General features: G+C 66.2%; 16 protein-coding genes. All 16 read left to right on the top strand.

Features of this window, described 5'->3' with window-relative positions:
* Positions 1–21: 21 nt before the first annotated feature.
* The 16 genes from ABIC76_RS12280 (at position 22) to ABIC76_RS12205 (ending at position 18,714) form a co-directional block, all read left to right on the top strand.
* A complete protein-coding gene (locus ABIC76_RS12280) occupies positions 22–1,434 on the top strand; it encodes a 3-oxoacyl-ACP reductase (protein WP_027678165.1) in 1,413 nt (470 codons plus the stop codon).
* Between the two features lie 7 nt (positions 1,435–1,441).
* A complete protein-coding gene (locus tag ABIC76_RS12275; RefSeq protein ID WP_354534117.1) occupies positions 1,442–2,365 on the top strand; it encodes a MaoC/PaaZ C-terminal domain-containing protein in 924 nt (307 codons plus the stop codon).
* A 4-nt stretch (positions 2,366–2,369) separates the two neighbouring features.
* Complete coding sequence (locus ABIC76_RS12270; protein ID WP_354534116.1) at positions 2,370–3,689, top strand: acetyl-CoA C-acetyltransferase; 1,320 nt, start codon at positions 2,370–2,372, stop codon at positions 3,687–3,689.
* A gap of 87 nt (positions 3,690–3,776) precedes the next feature.
* Entirely contained in the window at positions 3,777–5,516 is a 1,740-nt protein-coding gene (locus tag ABIC76_RS12265; protein WP_354534115.1) for an AMP-binding protein, read from the top strand.
* 20 nt (positions 5,517–5,536) lie between these two features.
* Positions 5,537–6,442: a DUF1571 domain-containing protein gene (locus ABIC76_RS12260; RefSeq protein WP_354534114.1), complete on the top strand. Its 906-nt coding sequence runs from the start codon at positions 5,537–5,539 to the stop codon at positions 6,440–6,442.
* Between the two features lie 211 nt (positions 6,443–6,653).
* On the top strand, positions 6,654–7,574 hold the full coding sequence (locus tag ABIC76_RS12255) for an OmpW/AlkL family protein (RefSeq protein WP_316883708.1): 921 nt from the start codon (positions 6,654–6,656) through the stop codon (positions 7,572–7,574).
* A gap of 139 nt (positions 7,575–7,713) precedes the next feature.
* On the top strand, positions 7,714–8,712 hold the full coding sequence (locus ABIC76_RS12250; RefSeq protein ID WP_354534113.1) for an NAD(P)/FAD-dependent oxidoreductase: 999 nt from the start codon (positions 7,714–7,716) through the stop codon (positions 8,710–8,712).
* A gap of 90 nt (positions 8,713–8,802) precedes the next feature.
* Positions 8,803–9,216 carry a hypothetical protein gene (locus ABIC76_RS12245; protein WP_012761215.1) on the top strand — a complete coding sequence of 138 codons (414 nt, stop codon included), beginning with the start codon at positions 8,803–8,805 and terminating at the stop codon, positions 9,214–9,216.
* A gap of 52 nt (positions 9,217–9,268) precedes the next feature.
* The gene (miaB, locus tag ABIC76_RS12240; protein WP_012761214.1) at positions 9,269–10,639 is read left to right on the top strand and encodes a tRNA (N6-isopentenyl adenosine(37)-C2)-methylthiotransferase MiaB; all 1,371 of its coding nucleotides are present in this window, start codon (positions 9,269–9,271) and stop codon (positions 10,637–10,639) included.
* Positions 10,640–10,660: 21 nt separating this feature from the next.
* Entirely contained in the window at positions 10,661–11,653 is a 993-nt protein-coding gene (locus ABIC76_RS12235) for a PhoH family protein (protein ID WP_027678173.1), read from the top strand.
* A 12-nt stretch (positions 11,654–11,665) separates the two neighbouring features.
* Complete coding sequence (ybeY, locus tag ABIC76_RS12230) at positions 11,666–12,478, top strand: rRNA maturation RNase YbeY (protein ID WP_354534112.1); 813 nt, start codon at positions 11,666–11,668, stop codon at positions 12,476–12,478.
* 372 nt (positions 12,479–12,850) lie between these two features.
* A complete protein-coding gene (locus ABIC76_RS12225; RefSeq protein WP_354534111.1) occupies positions 12,851–14,263 on the top strand; it encodes a hypothetical protein in 1,413 nt (470 codons plus the stop codon).
* Positions 14,264–14,425: 162 nt separating this feature from the next.
* Positions 14,426–15,319, top strand: a complete 894-nt coding sequence (locus ABIC76_RS12220) for a CorC family transporter (protein WP_147214602.1) — start codon at positions 14,426–14,428, stop codon at positions 15,317–15,319.
* Positions 15,320–15,383: 64 nt separating this feature from the next.
* On the top strand, positions 15,384–16,895 hold the full coding sequence (gene lnt / locus ABIC76_RS12215; RefSeq protein WP_354534219.1) for an apolipoprotein N-acyltransferase: 1,512 nt from the start codon (positions 15,384–15,386) through the stop codon (positions 16,893–16,895).
* Positions 16,896–17,071: 176 nt separating this feature from the next.
* Complete coding sequence (gene glyQ / locus ABIC76_RS12210) at positions 17,072–18,058, top strand: glycine--tRNA ligase subunit alpha (protein WP_206272932.1); 987 nt, start codon at positions 17,072–17,074, stop codon at positions 18,056–18,058.
* Positions 18,055–18,714 carry a hypothetical protein gene (locus tag ABIC76_RS12205; protein WP_102064535.1) on the top strand — a complete coding sequence of 220 codons (660 nt, stop codon included), beginning with the start codon at positions 18,055–18,057 and terminating at the stop codon, positions 18,712–18,714. Before glyQ ends, ABIC76_RS12205 begins: the two co-directional genes overlap by 4 nt.
* The last annotated feature ends 34 nt before the right edge of the window (positions 18,715–18,748 follow it).

Raw genomic sequence — 18,748 nt, 5'->3', positions numbered from 1 at the left:
TGACCAACGACAACAACAACGATGCAAGACAAGTACCTCGATTTCGTCGGCTCCGGTTTCGGCAAGTGGCTGTCGGCCAACCTCGGCCTGCCGCAGCCCGTGCCGTTGCGCCGTTATGTGCCCGGCGAACCGGAATTTGTCGGGCCGTTCCTGGTGGGCGCGGCGCCGGGCGGCTCCATGCGCGAGACGCTCGCCGCGCTGTTTGCCGAGACCGGCGTCCCCACGCGCTTTCATGAAAGCGATCCGGAATGGCTTGGCGCCGCCAACCGGCACGGGCAGATCACGGGCCGTTTTGTCGCCCCCACCGGTAAAGAAGGCGAAGCGTTTGATCGCATTGGCGGCATCGTCTTCGACGCCACGGGCATTGCGACGGTCGACGGCCTCGATGCGCTGTATCACGTATTCCACGATGGCGTCCGGGCCATCGGCCGTTGTGGGCGCGTGGTCGTGATCGGCCGTCCGCCGGAGGGCTGCAAGACGCCCGAGGCGGCAATCGCGCAGCGCGCGCTGGAGGGGCTGACGCGATCGCTCGGCAAGGAAGTCCGACGCGGCTGCACGGCGCAGCTCGTCTACGTGGCCGAGGGTGCGGAAAACGTAGCCGCATCGACGCTGCGCTTCCTGCTGTCGGCACGCTCGGCGTATGTCTCGGGGCAGGTGGTGCGCGTGCATCGGGCGCCAGCGGTTTCGGTGGACTGGCAGAAGCCGCTGGCCGGGCGCACCGCGCTGGTGACCGGCGCGTCGCGCGGCATCGGTGCGGCCATTGCGCACGTGCTGGCGCGTGACGGTGCGCGCGTGCTGTGCCTGGATGTGCCCGCCGCGCAGGAAGCACTGAACGCGGTCGCGCAGGAAATCGGCGGTGAGGCCATGGCCTACGACATTGCCGCGCCCGAGACGCCCGCTTTGCTCGCGCAGCAACTTGCGGCATTGGGCGGCATCGACATCCTCGTGCACAACGCCGGCATCACGCGCGACAAGACCATCGCCCGCATGACCGAACCCGCGTGGCGCAGCGTGCTCGATATCAACCTCGCCGCGCAGTTGCGCATCAACGACGCGCTGCTTGCCGCCAATGCGCTGCTTGCGGGAGGCGCCATCGTATGCGTGTCGTCCATCAGCGGCATTGCGGGCAACCTCGGGCAGACCAACTACGCGACGTCCAAGGCCGGCGTGATCGGGCTGGTGCAGGCAGGCGCGCCGCTGCTGGCCGAGCGCGGCATTACCCTCAACGCTGTTGCGCCGGGCTTTATCGAGACGCAGATGACCGCGGCCGTGCCGTTTGCCATCCGCGAAGCCGGCCGCCGCATGAATGCGATGAGCCAGGGCGGCCAGCCCGTCGACGTGGCCGAGACGATCGCCTGGTTCGCCAACCCCGCGTCGAATGGCGTGACGGGCAACATCGTGCGCGTGTGCGGGCAAAGCCTGCTCGGAGCCTGAGACGACCATGCGCACGTTGGCCCTGTCCTGTCCGATGACCGCGACGCAGACGCTGGTGACCGAGCCGCCATCGCCGGGGACGCTGGCCTGGCGCGCGCTGCTGTCGCAACGCAAAGGCAGGCGCGGCGGCCCGCTGCCGCGCCACACCCTGGTGCGGCAGGAAGTGCCGCTCGAAGCGGAACACATCGCCCAGTACGCGGCGGTGTGCGGATTCTCGCCCGCGCATGGCGTACCGATGACGTATCCGCACCTACTCGGCTTTCCGCTGCAGCTCATGCTGATGACGGAATCGGCGTTTCCCTATCCGGTGATCGGCCTGGTGCATCTGTGCAATACGATCCGCCAGCACCAACGCTTGCAGGCTGGCGAGCGCGTGCGCGTGGAAGTGCGCCCGCGCCGGCTGTTCCAGCACGCACGCGGGCAGGCGTTCGCCATCGAAACCGCGATCGTCAAGGCCGGCGCGGTGGTGTGGGAATCGCTGTCGACCTATCTGCGCGTGGGCGTGCCGTCTCCGCAAGGCGCACCGTTGATCGCGCTGCCCGGTGCGCACAACTTGTCGCCCGACGGCCAATGGGATGTGCCCGCCGATACCGGCCGGCGCTACGCCGGTGTGTCGGGCGACTGGAACCCCATCCACGTGTCCGGCATCGGCGCGAAGCTGTTCGGCTTTGAGCATCCCATCGCTCACGGCATGTGGACGAAGGCCCGTGCGCTGGCCGCGCTGCTGCCGGCCGCACCGCTCACGCAAGGCGAAGTGGTGGCCGAATTCAAGACGCCGCTGTCGCTGCCCGGGGCGGCGACGCTGTGGCAGGCCCACGAGGCCGCGCCCGGCCGCGCATTTGAAGTGCGCAACGCCGCGGGCGACAAACCCTATCTGCGCGGCATGCTGACGTTGCCGCAGGCACAACAACAAGCAAACACGGGAGACTGAATTCATGCTCGTCAACGCGCAGCTGCGCCGCGTCGCCATCCTCGGCGGTAACCGCATTCCGTTTGCCCGCTCGAACACGGCCTACGCCACGGCGTCGAACCAGCAGATGCTGACCGCCGCGCTGCAGGGCCTGATCGACCGCTTCAACCTGCACGGCCAGCGCCTGGACGAAGTCGTGGCCGGTGCGGTCATCAAGCATGCGCGCGATTTCAACCTGACGCGCGAAACGGTGCTCTCCACCACGCTGGCCAAGCAGACGCCCGCCTACGACATCCAGCAGGCATGCGGCACGGGGCTGGAAGCCGCCATCCTCGTCGCCAACAAGATCGCGCTGGGGCAGATCGACGTGGGCATTGCCGGCGGCACGGATACCACCTCCGATGCGCCCGTCGGCCTGAACGAGAAGATGCGCAAGATCCTGCTGGAGGCCAACCGCGCCAAATCCACCGGCGCGCGTGTCAAGGCGCTGGCCGGGCTGCGGCCGTCGATGTTCGTCCGCCCGCTGCTGCCGCGCAACAGCGAACCGCGCACCGGCCTGTCGATGGGCGAACACTGCGAACTGATGGCCAAGCGCTGGGGCATCCGCCGCGAAGATCAGGACGCGCTCGCCCTGCGCAGCCATCACAACCTCACGGCCGCCTACGAGCGCGGTTTCTTCACCGATCTGATGACCGCGCACCTGGGGCTCGATCGCGACAACAACCTGCGCAGCAACCTGACCCTCGAGCAACTGGCGAAGCTGCAGCCGGTCTTCGATCGCAGTGCGGCCGGCACCATGACGGCCGGCAACTCCACGCCGCTCACGGACGGCGCATCGTGCGTGCTGCTCGCGAGCGAGGACTGGGCCCGCGCGCACAACCTGCCCGTGCTCGCCTACATGACCAGCGCGGATACGGCTGCCGTCGATTTCTTCAGCGGCACGCCCGAGCAAAACGAAGGACTGCTGATGGCGCCGGCCTATGCCGTCTCGCGCATGCTGCAACGCGCGGGGCTCACGCTGCAGGACTTCGACTACTACGAGATCCACGAAGCCTTTGCCGCACAAGTGCTGTGCACGCTGGCGGCGTGGGAGTCGCCGGAATACTGCCGCGAGAAGCTCGGCCGCAGCGCCCCGATGGGCAGCATCGACCGCAGCAAGCTGAACGTGAATGGCAGCTCGCTGGGCACGGGCCATCCGTTTGCCGCCACGGGCGGGCGCATTGTCGCGACGCTGGCCAAGATGCTGGCGCAGCGCGGCAGCGGACGCGGTCTGGTGTCGATCTGCGCGGCAGGCGGCCAAGGTGTGGTCGCCATCCTGGAGCGCCCCGAAAACATGTCGCATTGAACCGACGGGCCTACGGGAACGGCCCGCTCATCCCACCCGCGCGGCACATAACAAAACCACGCCGCGTCTTTCATGGACGGAGACACCATGAACACCGTTGCCGACCGCAGCAATCTGACCGATCGCATCTGGCTGAAGTCATACCCCGAAGGCGTGCCCGCCGAAATCAACCCCGACCGCTATCACTCGCTGGTCGAGGTGTTTCGCGAATCGGTGGAGAAGTACCGCACCCGCGTCGCCTACGTGAGTGTCGGCACCGAAATGACGTACGGCGAGTGCGAGCGCCAAGCCAAGCAGTTTGCGGCGTGGCTGCAGTCGCGCGGCGTGAAGAAGGGCGACCGTGTGGCGATCATGCTGCCCAACAGCCTGCAGTACCCCGTGTGCCTGTTCGGCACGCTGCTGGCCGGTGCCATCGTCGTCAACGTCAACCCGCTGTATACGGTGCCGGAACTGGCGCACCAGCTGCGCGATTCCGGCGCACAAACGATCGTCGTGCTGGAAAACTTCGCGCGCACGCTGGAGCAGGCTTTGCCCGGCAGCCATGTGCGCAACATCGTCATCACCGGCATCGGCGACCTGATGGGCGGTGCGCTCAACCTCAAGGGCCGCGCGCTGAACTTCGTGATGCGCCACGTGCAGAAGCAGGTGCCGCCGTACAAGCTGCCCTCGCCGGTCTGGTTGCGCGATGCGCTGGCCGCTGGCGCCTCACGCGCGCTGCAACCGGTGCAGCTGGCGCCGGAAGACATCGCCTTCCTCCAATACACCGGCGGCACCACGGGCGTGGCCAAGGGCGCGATGCTCACGCACCGCAACATCATCGCCAACCTGCTGCAGGCGGAGGAGTGGTCCAAGAGCATGCTCAACGGCGGCGTGGAAACCAACGTCACGCTGCTGCCGCTGTATCACATCTTCTCGCTCACGGTGAACCTGCTGATGTTCATGACGCTGGGCGGGCGCAATATCCTGATCGCCAATCCGCGCGACACCAAGCGCGTGATCTTCATCCTGCGCAACGAGCGTTTCTCGGGCATTGCCGGCGTCAACACGCTGTTCAATGCGCTGCTGGAAGATCCGGACTTCGCCAAGCGCGATTTCTCGGCCATGAAGATCACCATTGGTGGCGGCATGGCGGTGCAGCGTGCGATTGCGCAGCGCTGGAAAGACGTCACGGGCCACACCATCGTTGAAGGCTACGGGCTGACGGAATGCTCGCCTGTCGTGTCGATGAACCCGCCGCACGTGACCGAATTCAGCGGCACGATCGGGCTGCCCGCGCCTTCCACGGAAGTGCGCTTCAAGCGCGACGACGGCACCATCGCGCCGCTGGGCGAACCCGGCGAACTGCAGGTGCGTGGGCCGCAAGTCATGCGCGGCTACTGGCAGCGGCCCGATGAAACCGCCAAATCCATCGACGCCGAAGGGTGGTTCTCCACCGGTGATATTGGCGTGATGGATGCCAACGGCTACATCCGCCTGATCGACCGCAAGAAAGACATGATCCTGGTCTCGGGCTTCAACGTGTACCCGAACGAGATCGAAGACGTGGTGGCACTCCACCCCGAAGTGCTGGAGGTCGCAGCCATTGGCGTGCCCGATCCGGTGGCCGGCGAGCGCGTGAAGATCATCGTGGTACCGCGCACCGGTGCGCTGACCGAGGCCGCGCTGCTCGAACACTGCCGTGCGCATCTGACCGGCTACAAGATGCCGCGCATCGTCGAGTTCCGCCACGAAGAGCTGCCCAAGTCGACGGTGGGCAAGATCCTGCGCCGCGAGTTGCGCGATGCCGACCCCGACATCAAGCGCGCCCGTGCGCAGGCGCAGCAATAACGCCAACACCGGAGACCCGTATGCAATTGCGTACCCTCGCCCTGGCCACGGTGCTGGCCGGCGCCGCGCACGCCTGGGCCCAGCCTGCAGCGCCCGAGGCTTCGGCGCCTGCCGCGGCCGCACCGACCACCGCACCGCAATCGGCGGCCATCGGCAGCTTTGCCGCCATGGACATCGCCAGGCAGACGGCGTGGCTCACCAGCCAGGTCAACGCCAACGCGTTTGCGGCCTGGTCCGACGAAGACGTCCTGGCCATGGCGCAGGCCATGAAGCCCGAAACGCTGGTGCGTTGGCTCAAGGCCGAAGTGGCCAAGCTGCCCGAGTATGAATACCGCATGCGCCGCCAGGAACGCGTGAAAGACCAGTGGCAAAGCCAACCGGCGCTCATGCTGATCTGCTATCGCAACGCACCGCGCCAGGTCTATGCACGCTGGCTCAAGGGCGGTGCGCACGCCGGCCAGGAAATCATCTACGACGAAACCGTGCGCAAAGACGAGATGTACGGCCACCTTGGCGGGCTCGTCGGTTTCGTCGCGATCTGGAGTGCGCTGGATGGCTCGCTGGCCAGATCGCAGTCGAACCACACGGCACGTGAGCTGGGGCTGCAGTTCATCGTCGACACCGTCGAGCGCGACGGACGCGCCCACGTGGCAGCCGGCGGCAGCGGCAAGTTCAACGAAGCCAAGATGGTGACCGAAGACGGCGAGCGCATGCTGCGGCTGACCTGGGATGCGCCAAGCGGTCCGCCCACGTTCTACGCCAAGCGCGTACGCCTGTATTTCGACCTGAAAAACCCGTGGGTGCGCATTGAAGAAGCGTGGGACGAATCGGGCAATCAGCTGGAGAAAATCGTCATTGAAAGCGTGACGCGCAAGACCTGGAACGACCAGACTTTCAACCCCAAGAATTCGGAATACAAATTTTAGAGTGCCGCCCGTAGACCGTTGTGGGCCAAGGCTCCGCCGACCGGTGGAGAGTATGAAACGAGACTAGGGGAAACCCCTTGTTGCGTGCGTACACGCTAGAGGAAAACTTCGGTCATCGCAGCGCAACCGAACAAAAGCGCTGCGTTATGCTGCCGAAACACAAATCGCCACACCAAGGCGTGATAACAATCCAATCCAGAGAGACAACCACATGAACCGCACTGCCCGCCGCTTTGCTGCAGCCCTTGCCTGCGCTGCTGCCAGTACCCTTGCTGCCCCCCTCGCCCAAGCCCAATCCACCGCAGAGGCCAACGTGGCCGCAAGCGCCAGCAGCGGCAGTAGCACCGGCGGCGGTGGCGGCTTCAGCGGCTTCATGGACAACTACGTCTGGGGCCGCAACGTCATGGCAGTGGGCTGGTTCTACATCCGCCCGATGGATTCCGCCACGCCGCTGACGACCACCACCAGCGCGCTCGGCCTTGGCACCTATCAGTCGCCAGGAACTGACGTGAAAGTCAGTAACGCGAATACGCTGTCGCTCACGTTCACGCACTTCTTTAACGACAACATCGCCGGCACGTTCGTGGGTGGTGTTCCGCCCAAATTCAACCTGTATGGCAGCGGTAATGTGATCGCCCCAGTGCCGGTGGTCGGGCCGCTGACGCTCATCAACCTGGGCCTGCCGCAAAACAACCCGGTTGCCACCGTGCGTGAATGGAGCCCGGCGATCGTCGCGCAGTACTACTTCGGCACCAAGGAAAGCAAGCTGCGCCCGTTCCTCGGCGCTGGCGTCAGCTACAACTTCTTCACCAATCTGCGCCTGAACTCGAACTTCGTGAACGCGCTGCAAAACCTCGGGCAGGTGCTGCAGCTCGGCATGGGGCAGGTGCCGACGGGCCCGGCCAAGGTGACGGCGGAAACGTCCAGCTCCTGGACGCCCGTCGCCAACGTGGGGGTGTCGTATGAGTTCGCCAAGAACTGGACCGCCATCGGCACGGTGTCGTACCTGCCGCTGAAGACGACCTCCACCATCACGATCCGCAGCCAGCAAGGCCAGGTGCTGGCAGTCAACAAGACCGACATCAAGGTCGACCCGATCGTGTTCGGGCTGGCAGTGGGTTACAAGTTCTAAGCCGCAGAATTGCTCCATCGCAAAACGCCACCTTCGGGTGGCGTTTTTCATTGGGGCGCGACCCGATATCATGGCGGACTGTTACCCGCCGGTCACCGCGCCGATTTCCGGATTCCTGCCCCGCACCCACGCCACATCCATGACCCAGCCTTCCATCGCCATCGTCGGAGCCGGCATTGCCGGTGTTGCCTGTGCCAACGCGCTTGCCGCCGAAGGCATCGCCACCACGGTCTATGAGCAGGCCGCAGGCGTGGGCGGCAGGCTGGCGACTACGGTATTGCCCGAGGCCGCGCCGGCGTATGCGTTCGATCATGGAGCGCAGTCGTTCAACGTGCGTAGCGAGGCCTTCCGCCGCGCGGTGGACGCCGCTGGCCGTCAGGGCTCGGTGTTGCCGTGGCCCGCGCGCTGGGGCCATCGCACGGCCGATGCGCTGGAAGCCGACTCGCGCGATGAAGCCCGCTATGTCGGCCTGCCCGGCATGGGCGCGCTGGTGCGCAGCCTGGCAGCACCGCTGGATGTGCGCTTCGGCCACGCCGTCACGCGTGTCGCGCACGACGGCCGGCGCTGGACGATCGAGCGCAGCGGCACGGACGCCGCCCACGCCGACATCCTCGCCCTGGCGCTGCCCGCGCCCGAACTGCCGGCGCTGTTTCATGGCACCACGCCGGCTTCGCTGCAGGAGACCATCGCCCCGGTGCGTTACGCCCCCTGCTGGGCATTGATGATGGGTTTTGCGCAACCGCTTAGCTTGCCGTATGACGGCATCCGCATCGACGACGACATGCTGGCGTGGGCCGCACGCGACAACACCAAGCCCGGCCGCGTCATGGTCGATGAATCGTGGGTCGTGCATGCATCGCCGGACTGGTCAACCGCCCATGCCCACGACACCCCCGAGCAGGCGCTCCATGCCATGCACGCCCGCTTTGCGGAGGCATTCCCGGGGACGCCGGAGCCCGACCTGATGGCCGCGCACCTGTGGCCGCATGCGCTGGTCGAGCAGTCTGCCGGCATGCCCTGCCACTGGGACGCGGCCGACCGCCTGGGCGCCTGCGGTGATTGGTGCGAAGGCCCGCGCGTGGAAGCCGCGTTCCTCAGCGGTGTTGCGCTGGCCGCCAAGATTGCCGAAGCGCTATAAGAGTTCGGCCCGGAACGTTACAATATCGGGTTGTCTCGTGTTTCGTGTGCCGGGTCGCTCACCCGGCGGTGGCTTTCTCCTGACGACGCCATGCGCACCCGACGCCAAGTCCTCGCCCTAGCCTTTGCTGCCGTTGCTGCGGCATCGGCGCCGTTGCTGTCTCATGCGCAAGTCCTGCGCAACATTCCGGCGACGGCCCCGGCGGCCCAATTGACCGTCAATTCGGCCAATACCGGCACGCTGAGTACCGGCAGCACCGGCATCGTCCGCATCCTGCTGCTGGGCTTCGGAAGCAGCAGCGCCGATATCCGCTTTGCCCCGGGCGTGCGGATCCTGTCGCTGGACGGGCGGCTGCTGCCGCCGGGTTCGGTGGTCGGCCAGACGTTCAAGGTGCGCTATCAGCTCGACCTGTATCAGCAGTTGTTGACAGCCTGGGTTGTCAGCGATGACGACTACAAGGCTGCGGTGGCCGCACAAAGTCAGGCGCAAGCGCAGTCCCAGTAGTCAGAACACCCCACGAAGCACGTGCCCCCAGGTCAACCACTGTGAACGGCACATGAAAAAAGTCTTCATCAAAACCTACGGCTGCCAGATGAACGAGTACGACTCGGACAAGATGTCCGACGTGCTCAATGCCGCCGAAGGTCTCGTCCCCACCGACACGCCCGAAGACGCGGACGTGATCCTCTTCAACACCTGCTCCGTGCGCGAGAAGGCGCAGGAGAAAGTGTTCTCCGAACTCGGCCGTGTGAAAGCGCTCAAGGCGCTCAAGCCTGACCTCGTGGTCGGCGTGGGCGGCTGCGTGGCCAGCCAGGAAGGCGCATCCATCGTGGCGCGCGCTCCTTACGTGGATGTCGTGTTCGGCCCGCAGACGCTGCACCGCCTGCCCGACCTAATCGCCGCGCGCCGCCGCACGGGCCGCTCGCAGGTCGACGTATCCTTCCCCGAGATCGAGAAGTTCGACCACCTGCCGCCCGCGCGCGTGGACGGTGCCAGCGCCTTCGTGTCGATCATGGAAGGCTGCTCGAAATACTGCAGCTACTGCGTGGTGCCCTACACCCGCGGCGAAGAAGTCTCGCGCCCGTTCGACGACGTGTTGGCCGAAGTGGCCGGTCTGGCCGAACAGGGCGTGCGCGAAGTCACGCTGCTCGGCCAGAACGTCAACGCGTACATCGGCAAGATGGGCGATACAAGCGAACGCGCAGATTTCGCACTGCTGCTCGAATACGTGGCCGAGATTCCGGGCATCGAGCGCATCCGCTACACGACCAGTCACCCGAAGGAATTCAGCTCGCGCCTGATCGAGGCCTATGCCACCAACCCGAAGCTCGTCGACCACCTGCACCTGCCCGTGCAGCACGGCTCCGACCGCATCCTGATGGCGATGAAGCGCGGCTACACGGTGCTCGAATACAAGAGCAGCATCCGCAAGCTGCGCGCGATCCGGCCGAACATCTCGATCGCCACCGACTTCATCGTCGGTTTCCCGGGCGAGACGGATGCCGACTTCGCCAAGACGATGGACCTGATCCACGAAATCGGCTACGACACGTCGTTCAGCTTCATCTACAGCCCGCGCCCCGGCACGCCGGCCGCCAACCTGCCCGACGACACGCCGCAGGCCGTCAAGCTCGAACGCCTGAAACATTTGCAGGCGACCATCGAAGAGAACGTGGCGCGCATCAGCCAAGGCATGGTCGGCAGCGTGCAGCGCATTCTGGTGGAAGGCCCGTCGCGCAAGGATCCGACGGAACTGCACGGCCGCACCGAGAACAACCGCGTCGTCAACTTCGCGCTGCCGGATCTGCCGCAGGCGCGCCGCGACCAGCTGATCGGCCAGATGCTGGACGTGCGCATCGTGCACGCCTTCCCGCATTCGCTGCGTGGCGAAGTGGCGGAACAGCGCACGGCCAGCGCGACTCACTGATCATCAACCCGACCCGATTTGATGAAACCCACCATCGCAGAATTCACGGCGCCCAAGAACGACAACACGCGCCTGCAGAACCTGTGCGGTCCGCTGGACGAAAACCTGCGCCAGATCGAGCAGGCGCTGGACGTGACCATCAACCGGCGCGGCAGCAAGTTCACCGTGCGCGGCGCGAACGCGCAGGGCGCGGCCAACGCATTGGAGACGTTCTATAACGCCGCGCGCGACCCGCTGTCGGTGGACGACATCCAGCTCGGCCTGGTGGAAACGCGCCAGGTGGCTGCACACGGCGCGTATCTGCCGGAATCGAGCGCGGACGTGCCGGACGGCAATGATCTGTCGCCCGTACTGCATACGCGGCGCACCGATCTGCATGGCCGCACACCGATGCAGCGCGCGTATCTGCGCAACATCCTGTCGCACGACCTGTCGTTCGGCATCGGCCCCGCGGGTACGGGCAAGACGTATCTGGCCGTGGCCTGCGCGGTGGACGCGCTGGAGCGCGATGCCATCAAGCGCATCGTGCTGACGCGCCCGGCCGTGGAAGCCGGCGAGCGCCTGGGCTTCCTGCCGGGCGACCTCGCCCAGAAAGTCGACCCGTACCTGCGTCCGCTGTACGACGCGCTGTACGACCTGCTCGGCTTCGACAAGACGCAGAAGATGTTCGAGCGCCAGATGATCGAGATCGCGCCGCTGGCCTACATGCGCGGACGCACGCTCAATCACGCGTTCATCATCCTGGACGAAGCGCAGAACACCACGCCGGAACAGATGAAGATGTTCCTTACGCGGATCGGCTTCGGCTCCAAGGCGGTGATCACCGGCGACACCACGCAGATCGATCTGCCGCGCGGCCAGAAGAGCGGCCTGATCGAAGCGCAGCACGTGCTGCGTGACGTGCGCGGCGTGGCGATGACGCGCTTCACCAGCGTCGACGTGGTGCGGCACCCGCTGGTGGCCCGCATCGTCGAGGCCTATGACGAATTCCATGCCCAGCATAAAGATGCATAAGGACGCCTGAACGTGGCTAAAGCAAAAACCCAAACCAAACCAAAAACCAAAAAGACCCAGGCCGCACCCGCCGAGTCATTCGGCCCGCGCGTTGACGTGTTCGACGCCCAGGGCAAACCCAAGACGGTGGATGCAAGCGCCCTGCGCATTGCCTTTGCCGATGGCCGCAGCCTGATCCTGGGCCTGCCGAATACCGTCGATGGCGCGATCACCCTGGTTGCCGAACACGCCGACGCCGACATGCACGCCATGCTCTCGCTGCGCCCCGAGCACCACGACAGCATCACGTTGCGCATCGAAACCCAGCCGGCTGAATTGGCCGACTCCACGGAAGAAGCCTTCGACGACGACACCGCCGGCGCCGAGATGCTCACGCTGGATCTCACGGTGCAGTACGGCGACGAACTGAAGGCTGCCGCTCGCAAGGCGCTGCCGAAAGAACGCGACATCGAAGCGTGGATCGCCCCCGCACTGTTTGCCGATGCGCAGCTCAACGTGCGCTTTGTCGGCGAAGAAGAAGGCCGCACGCTCAACCGCACCTACCGCGGCAAGGACTACGCCACCAACGTGCTGACCTTCTCTTACGCAGAGAACGCGGAAGACCCGGTCTCGGCCGACATCGTGCTGTGCTGCGCGGTGGTGGAAAAGGAAGCGAAGGAACAGAAGAAGCCGCTGCTCGCCCACTACGCGCATCTGATCGTGCACGGCGCGCTGCACGCCCAGGGCTACGACCACGAAGACCCGGCCGATGCGAAGGAAATGGAAGGCATCGAAACGGAGATCCTCGGCGACCTCGGTTTTGCCGATCCGTACGCAGATCGTTGAAGCGCAACGCACTTGCTGCTCAAACGCCGGCCTCGCGCCGGCGTTTTGCTTTTGCATGTTCCATTCGTGCAGCATGCTGTTTCAAGGATGAATCAACCCGCATTGACGCAAACCCAGTCCTGACAACGGTTTGCGGGTTTCCCTCCGCCATTCGGCGCAGGCTCGCGCTGTTCGAACCGCGCATGCACATCGCACAGGCCGTCCGCCATCCGGCACCCCCGCCGCTCTCCGTATGGCGCATGGGTTTTGCCGTAGCGATTTCTATCCTCCACGCATAAGCCGCCGCTCGAGCGCGCTTCACAACATCGGCGCAAACGAGCGCCATTGGCCAGCCCGCGCACAGACGGGCAAGGCCGCCGCGGGGAGGTCATCATGCGTCAACGCTTCATGGACAGCATTCCGTGGGCCACGCTGCTGGTTGGCGTGGGTGTCGGCACGGCGCTCGCGGTCACGCCGCGCATCGCGCACGCTGATCACAAGCAGTCATGCTATGCCGGCATCGTCGTCGTATTCGACGGCGCGTGGCATCCGGGCGCGGTGGTCGGCTGCCGGACCGTCAACATCTCCGACAGCAACAACGTGGTGGGCGCCGAGGTGAACCTGATGATCGCGCAAGGCACCATCCGGCCGCGCGTGCAGGCAGTCGTCGGCAGCACGAGCGTGCAGGCGCTCATTGGCGGCGGTTACGACTTTGCGAGCAGCAAGGCACTGGTGGGCGTCGGCGCCACAGGCGACCACTGGCTTGCCGGTGTCGATATGGAAATCGCCGGACGCTGGACGGCCTACGGCGGCGCGAGCACGCTGGGCCGGTATCACAGCAATTCGCGTCCCGCAGACCCGGCACCGGCGGCAACCACGCCGACCAGCAACAACGAGGTGCCGCCACCGAGCGGGAACAACACGCCGCCGTCCAAGCCCAGCCCGACGCCGGCACCTGCACCCGGTGCGTCGCCCAGCCCTGGCCCCACGCCGGCACCTACACCGAGCCCCGGGCCCAGCCCGTCTCCGACTCCATCGCCGAGCCCGACTCCAAGCCCAACGCCGACCCCCGCCCCGACGCCAACGCCGACGCCGAGCCCATCGCCCGTCCCGTCGCCGTGCGGAAGCTGCCACGGAGGCGGTCACCATCACGGGCACCACCATGATCACGACCACGATCATGACCACGGCGGACATCACGGTGGGAATCATGATCACGGCGGTGGCGGACACCACGGCGGCGATCACGATCACGGCGGCGGAAACCACGGTGGCGATCACGATCACGGCGGCGGAAACCACGGTGGCGATCACGACCACGGCGGTGACGGACACCACGGCGGCGATCACGACCACGGCGGTGACGGAAACCACGGTGGCGATCACGACCACGGCGGTGACGGACACCACGGTGGCGATCACGATCACGGCGGCGACGGACACCACGGCGGCGATCACGACCACGGCGGCGGCGGAAACCACGGTGGCGATCACGACCACGGCGGTGACGGAAACCACGGCGGCGATCACGACCCTGGCAAGCATCACGGCCACGGCGATCATGGCCACCACGGCGGCGATGACAACCACAGCAACAACGGCCATCACTACGGCGAGGGCCACGGTAGCGGCAACCCGGGAGCGGATCACGATCGCGGCGGCGAGGGTGAGGACTCGGGCGGGCATGGTCAGCATCATGATCAGGGCGACGCCAACCCGGGGCAGAACGACAATCACCCAGGCACCGAAGGCAGCAACGCGCACGGCAACGGCCAGCAACGCGGCGGCGAAGGCGGACACGACTGACCGCTTCCCCCTCGGCAGATCGTCCGTCTCAACGCGCCCGAACCCGGCCTCCAGATGTGAAATAGAAGCCACTTCTGGAGGCTGGGCGGCCACCCCACGTCATCGGGACGGCAGGGCTTTTGGTGTATGCTGGCCCGATGTTTAACGACGCGCGACCGCGCCATGAATGATCCGTATCCCAGTCCGAAGCCAGCCGACAAACCCCGCTCGCTGCTGGAACGCCTGACCGACCTCATCTCGCCCGAGCCCGAATCGCGGGCCGAGCTGCTCGAAATCCTCCAAGACGCCCATGCGCGCAGCCTGATCGACGCCGACTCCCTGTCGATGATCGAAGGCGTCTTCCAGGTCTCGGACCTGTGTGCGCGCGACATCATGATCCCGCGCGCGCAGATGGATGCGCTGAACATCGCCGACGCGCCGTCAGAATTCATCCCGTTTGTGCAGGAAGCCGCGCATTCGCGCTTCCCCGTCTACGAAGGCAGCCGCGACAACATCATCGGCATCCTGCTCGCCAAGGATCTGCTGCGCTTCTACACCGACGAAGGCTTCGACGTGCGCGACATGCTGCGCCCGGCCGTGTTCATCCCCGAATCCAAGCGACTGAACGTGCTGTTGCGCGACTTCCGCGTCAACCGCAACCACATCGCCATCGTCGTTGACGAATACGGCGGCGTGGCGGGCCTCATCACCATCGAAGACGTGCTGGAGCAGATCGTCGGCGACATCGAAGACGAATACGACTTCGATCAGGAAGAAGACAACATCCTGCCGACCGCCGATGGCCACATGCGCGTGCGCGGGCTGACCGAAATCAGCCAGTTCAACGAAGCCTTCGGCACGCATTTCTCCGACGAAGACGTCGATACCGTGGGCGGGCTGCTGTCCAACCACCTGGGCCGCGTGCCGCACCGCGGCGAGAAGATCGTCATGGGCACCCTGCAATTCGACGTGCTGCGCGCCGATGCGCGCCAGGTGCAGGTGCTGCTCGTGCGCCGCCTCACCGCGTCGGCTGGCGGCAATGCCACGGCCGACACCTCTGGTTCTCACCCCGCCTGATCCCTCCGTGCCCGCTCAGTTCTCTTCCCCTGCCGCACCGTCCCGTCGGCAGGATGCCCAAGCTGTGCCGCTCGCGCGGTTGCGTTTTGCGATGCCGCTGGCAGCACTGCTTGGCGTCATGCATACGCTGTCGTTCGCGCCGAACCACTGGTGGTGGCTGCAGATCCTCTCGCTGACGGGGCTGGCTGCGCTCGTACAGCGCGCGCCGCGCCTGCGTGATGCGGCGTACGTTGGCTACGCCTTCGGGCTCGGCTGGTTCCTGTCGGGCGTCTGGTGGCTCTATATCAGCATGCACGTCTACGGCGACATGCCGGCATGGATGGCCGCGCTGGCAGTGCTGCTGTTTGCGGGCTACCTGGCGCTGCATCCGGCGCTGGCGGTGTGGGCCTGGCAGTGGCTCACGAGACGCGGGCGGTGGTCCGGTACCGCATCCGCGCTCGTATTCGGCGCGGCATGGGCCGTTACGGAATGGCTGCGCGGCACGGTCTGGACGGGCTTCCCCTGGATCAACGGCGGCTACGCGCACACCGATGGCCCGCTGGCCGGCTACGCGCCGCTGGTGGGTGTCTACGGCATCGTGCTGATCGCCGCCGTGCTGGCCGGCCTGCTGTGCGTCGCAGCCGAGCGCCGACTGCATTGGCTGGCGGCCCTCGCCGGTGCGGTTGTGCTGGTGGCCGGCTGGCCGCTGCACGGCATTGCGTGGACGCAACCGACCGGCAAGCCGATTTCCGTGCGCCTTCTGCAGGGCAACGTGCCGCAGGACGTGAAGTTCCAGCAGACCGGCATCGAGCGCTCGCTGGAGCTGTACACGAAGATGGTCACCGAGAAGCCCGCGCAACTCGTGGTCACGCCCGAGACGGCCTTCCCGATCATGATTCAGGAGATGCCGCAAGAGATCGCGCTGGCCATCCGCACCTATGTGGATACCACCGGTTCCAGCGTGCTGTTTGGCGCCGCCAGCGAGGACTCCCGCGTCGACTACACCAACAGCGTGTTCGGCGTCGGCCCGCAATTCCAGGGCGTGTACCGCTACAACAAGCACCATCTCGTGCCCTTCGGCGAGTTCATCCCCTTCGGTTTCCACTGGTTCGTCAACATGATGAACATGCCGCTGGGCGACTTCCGACGCGGCCTGCCCGTGCAGCCGGCCATGGCGGTGGCCGACCAGCGTGTCGCCCCCAACATCTGCTACGAGGATTTGTTCGGCGAGGAAATTGCCGCCTCGCTGCGGCACGCAGACCAGCCCGCCACGATGCTCGCCAACGTGACGAACCTGGCGTGGTTTGGCGACACGATCGCGCTGGACCAGCACCTGCAGATCTCACGCATGCGCGCGCTCGAAACGGGCCGGCCAATGCTGCGTGCCACCAACACGGGCGCGACCGCCGTGGTGCGGCCGGACGGCAGCGTTCAGGCGCGCCTGCCGGTCTTCACGCTGGGCACGCTGCAGGCTGACGTGCAAGGCACGCAAGGCCTCACGCCCTTCGTGCGGGCCGGCAACGCGCCCGCGCTGGGCCTGGGCGCGCTGGTTCTGCTGGTGGCGTTTGTGCGCCGCCGTCGGGCTTCGGCGGACTGATCGATCTGCGCCCGGAGGGCTTTCGAGCCACTTTCCGGAGTCGCTGACAAAAAACGCTAAAATTCAACGTTTTACGGCGGGCAGGGAGCCAGGCGCTTCCCGTGCCCGCCGCTGCATTCCACCGTCGCGCGGCGCAGCGCATCGTTCCGTGCCGCCGCGGACCAACGGGTACCACCATGCTCACCTTCCAGCAACTCATCCTCAAGCTGCAGTCGTACTGGGACGCCCAGGGCTGCGCCCTGCTGCAACCGATCGACCTTGAAGTCGGCGCCGGCACGTCGCACGTGCACACCTTCCTGCGCGCGATCGGCCCCGAGCCGTGGCGTGCCGCCTACGTGCAACCGTCGCGCCGCCCCAAGGACGGCCGCTACGGCGAGAACCCGAACCGCCTGCAGCATTACTACCAATACCAGGTCGTGCTCAAGCCGGCGCCGGAGAACATCCTCGACCTGTACCTCGGTTCGCTGGAAGCGCTGGGCCTGGACCTGAAGCAGAACGACGTCCGCTTTGTGGAAGACGACTGGGAGAACCCCACGCTCGGCGCCTGGGGCCTGGGCTGGGAGGTCTGGCTCAACGGCATGGAAGTGACGCAATTCACGTACTTCCAGCAAGTCGGCGGCCTGGACTGCAAGCCCGTGACCGGTGAGATCACCTACGGCATCGAACGCCTGGCGATGTACCTGCAGCAGGTCGAAAACATCTACGACCTGGTCTGGACCGAGTGGGAAGAGCCGGGCCCGAACGGCCCCGTGAAGCGCCGCCTGACCTATGGCGACGTCTATCACCAGAACGAAGTCGAGCAATCGACCTACAACTTCGAGCAGGCCGACACGACCGTGCTGTTCCGCCGCTTTGCCGAGCACGAAGCCGAAGCGAAGCGCCTGATGGGCGTGCGCGCAGAAGGCGAAGCCGCGGCCGAGGGCGACGCACCTGTCGTGCAACTGGCCCTGCCCGCCTACGAGCAAGTGCTCAAGGCCGGCCACACCTTCAACCTGCTGGACGCGCGCGGCGCGATTTCGGTGACGGAGCGCGCAGCCTACATCGGCCGCATCCGCAACCTGTCGCGCCTCGTCGCGCAGGCTTACTACGATTCGCGCGAACGCCTCGGTTTCCCGATGTGCGGCACGAACGCGGCCGCCGCCAAGACCACGGAGGCCGCATGACGGCCAACCGAGCACGGCGTGGCCTGGCGCTGCTGACGGCAGCGTCCATCGCCGCGCTGGCGCTACCGGCGAGCGTTGCGCAAGCGGCACGGCATCGCACGTCCAAGGCCGCATCGACTGAGAAGGTTTTTGTCGTGCCCAACACTTTGACGCAGCTTTGCGTGGCCGATTCCAAGCCGCTGCAGCAAGCGCTGAGCACGGCCTGGACGCCGCCTCCGCCGTCGCTCGATCAATGGACGAGCCTGGTGCGCACGATGGCCTGCGACCTGTCCGGCGCGCGTGACCTCGGCTGGCATCGCGTGCCGCTGCGCACCTATGCGACGGCCCTGCGCTTCCCGCTCACGTGGGTGGAGTGGCAAGGCACCGGCGCCAAGGCACAGCGCCGTGCGCGCGTGTTCCGCTCGGCGGGGCAGCTGCCGAGCCGCTTGGAATTCAACGTGTCGGGCACGCTGCAAGAGGTGCGCTACGACGCGCGACGCGGCTTGTTGTCTGCGCGGTTCCTGCGCCGTGATGCGGCCACGCCGGGCACCACGCCTGCCCCGATTGCACCGCCTCCGCCGCCGGGCCAGTGCGCCGGCACGCAATTGCAGTTCCAGCAGCAGAACGGCGTGTGGCTGCTCTCGGGCGTGGAACCCGTGCCCGGCTCGCCCTGCTGATTGCTGACCACTGAACCGAACCACACAACGTACC

The organism is Ralstonia sp. 1138 (assembly GCF_040544795.1).
GTDB lineage: Bacteria > Pseudomonadota > Gammaproteobacteria > Burkholderiales > Burkholderiaceae > Ralstonia > Ralstonia flatus.
This window is presented reverse-complemented; position numbering and strand designations above follow the sequence as displayed.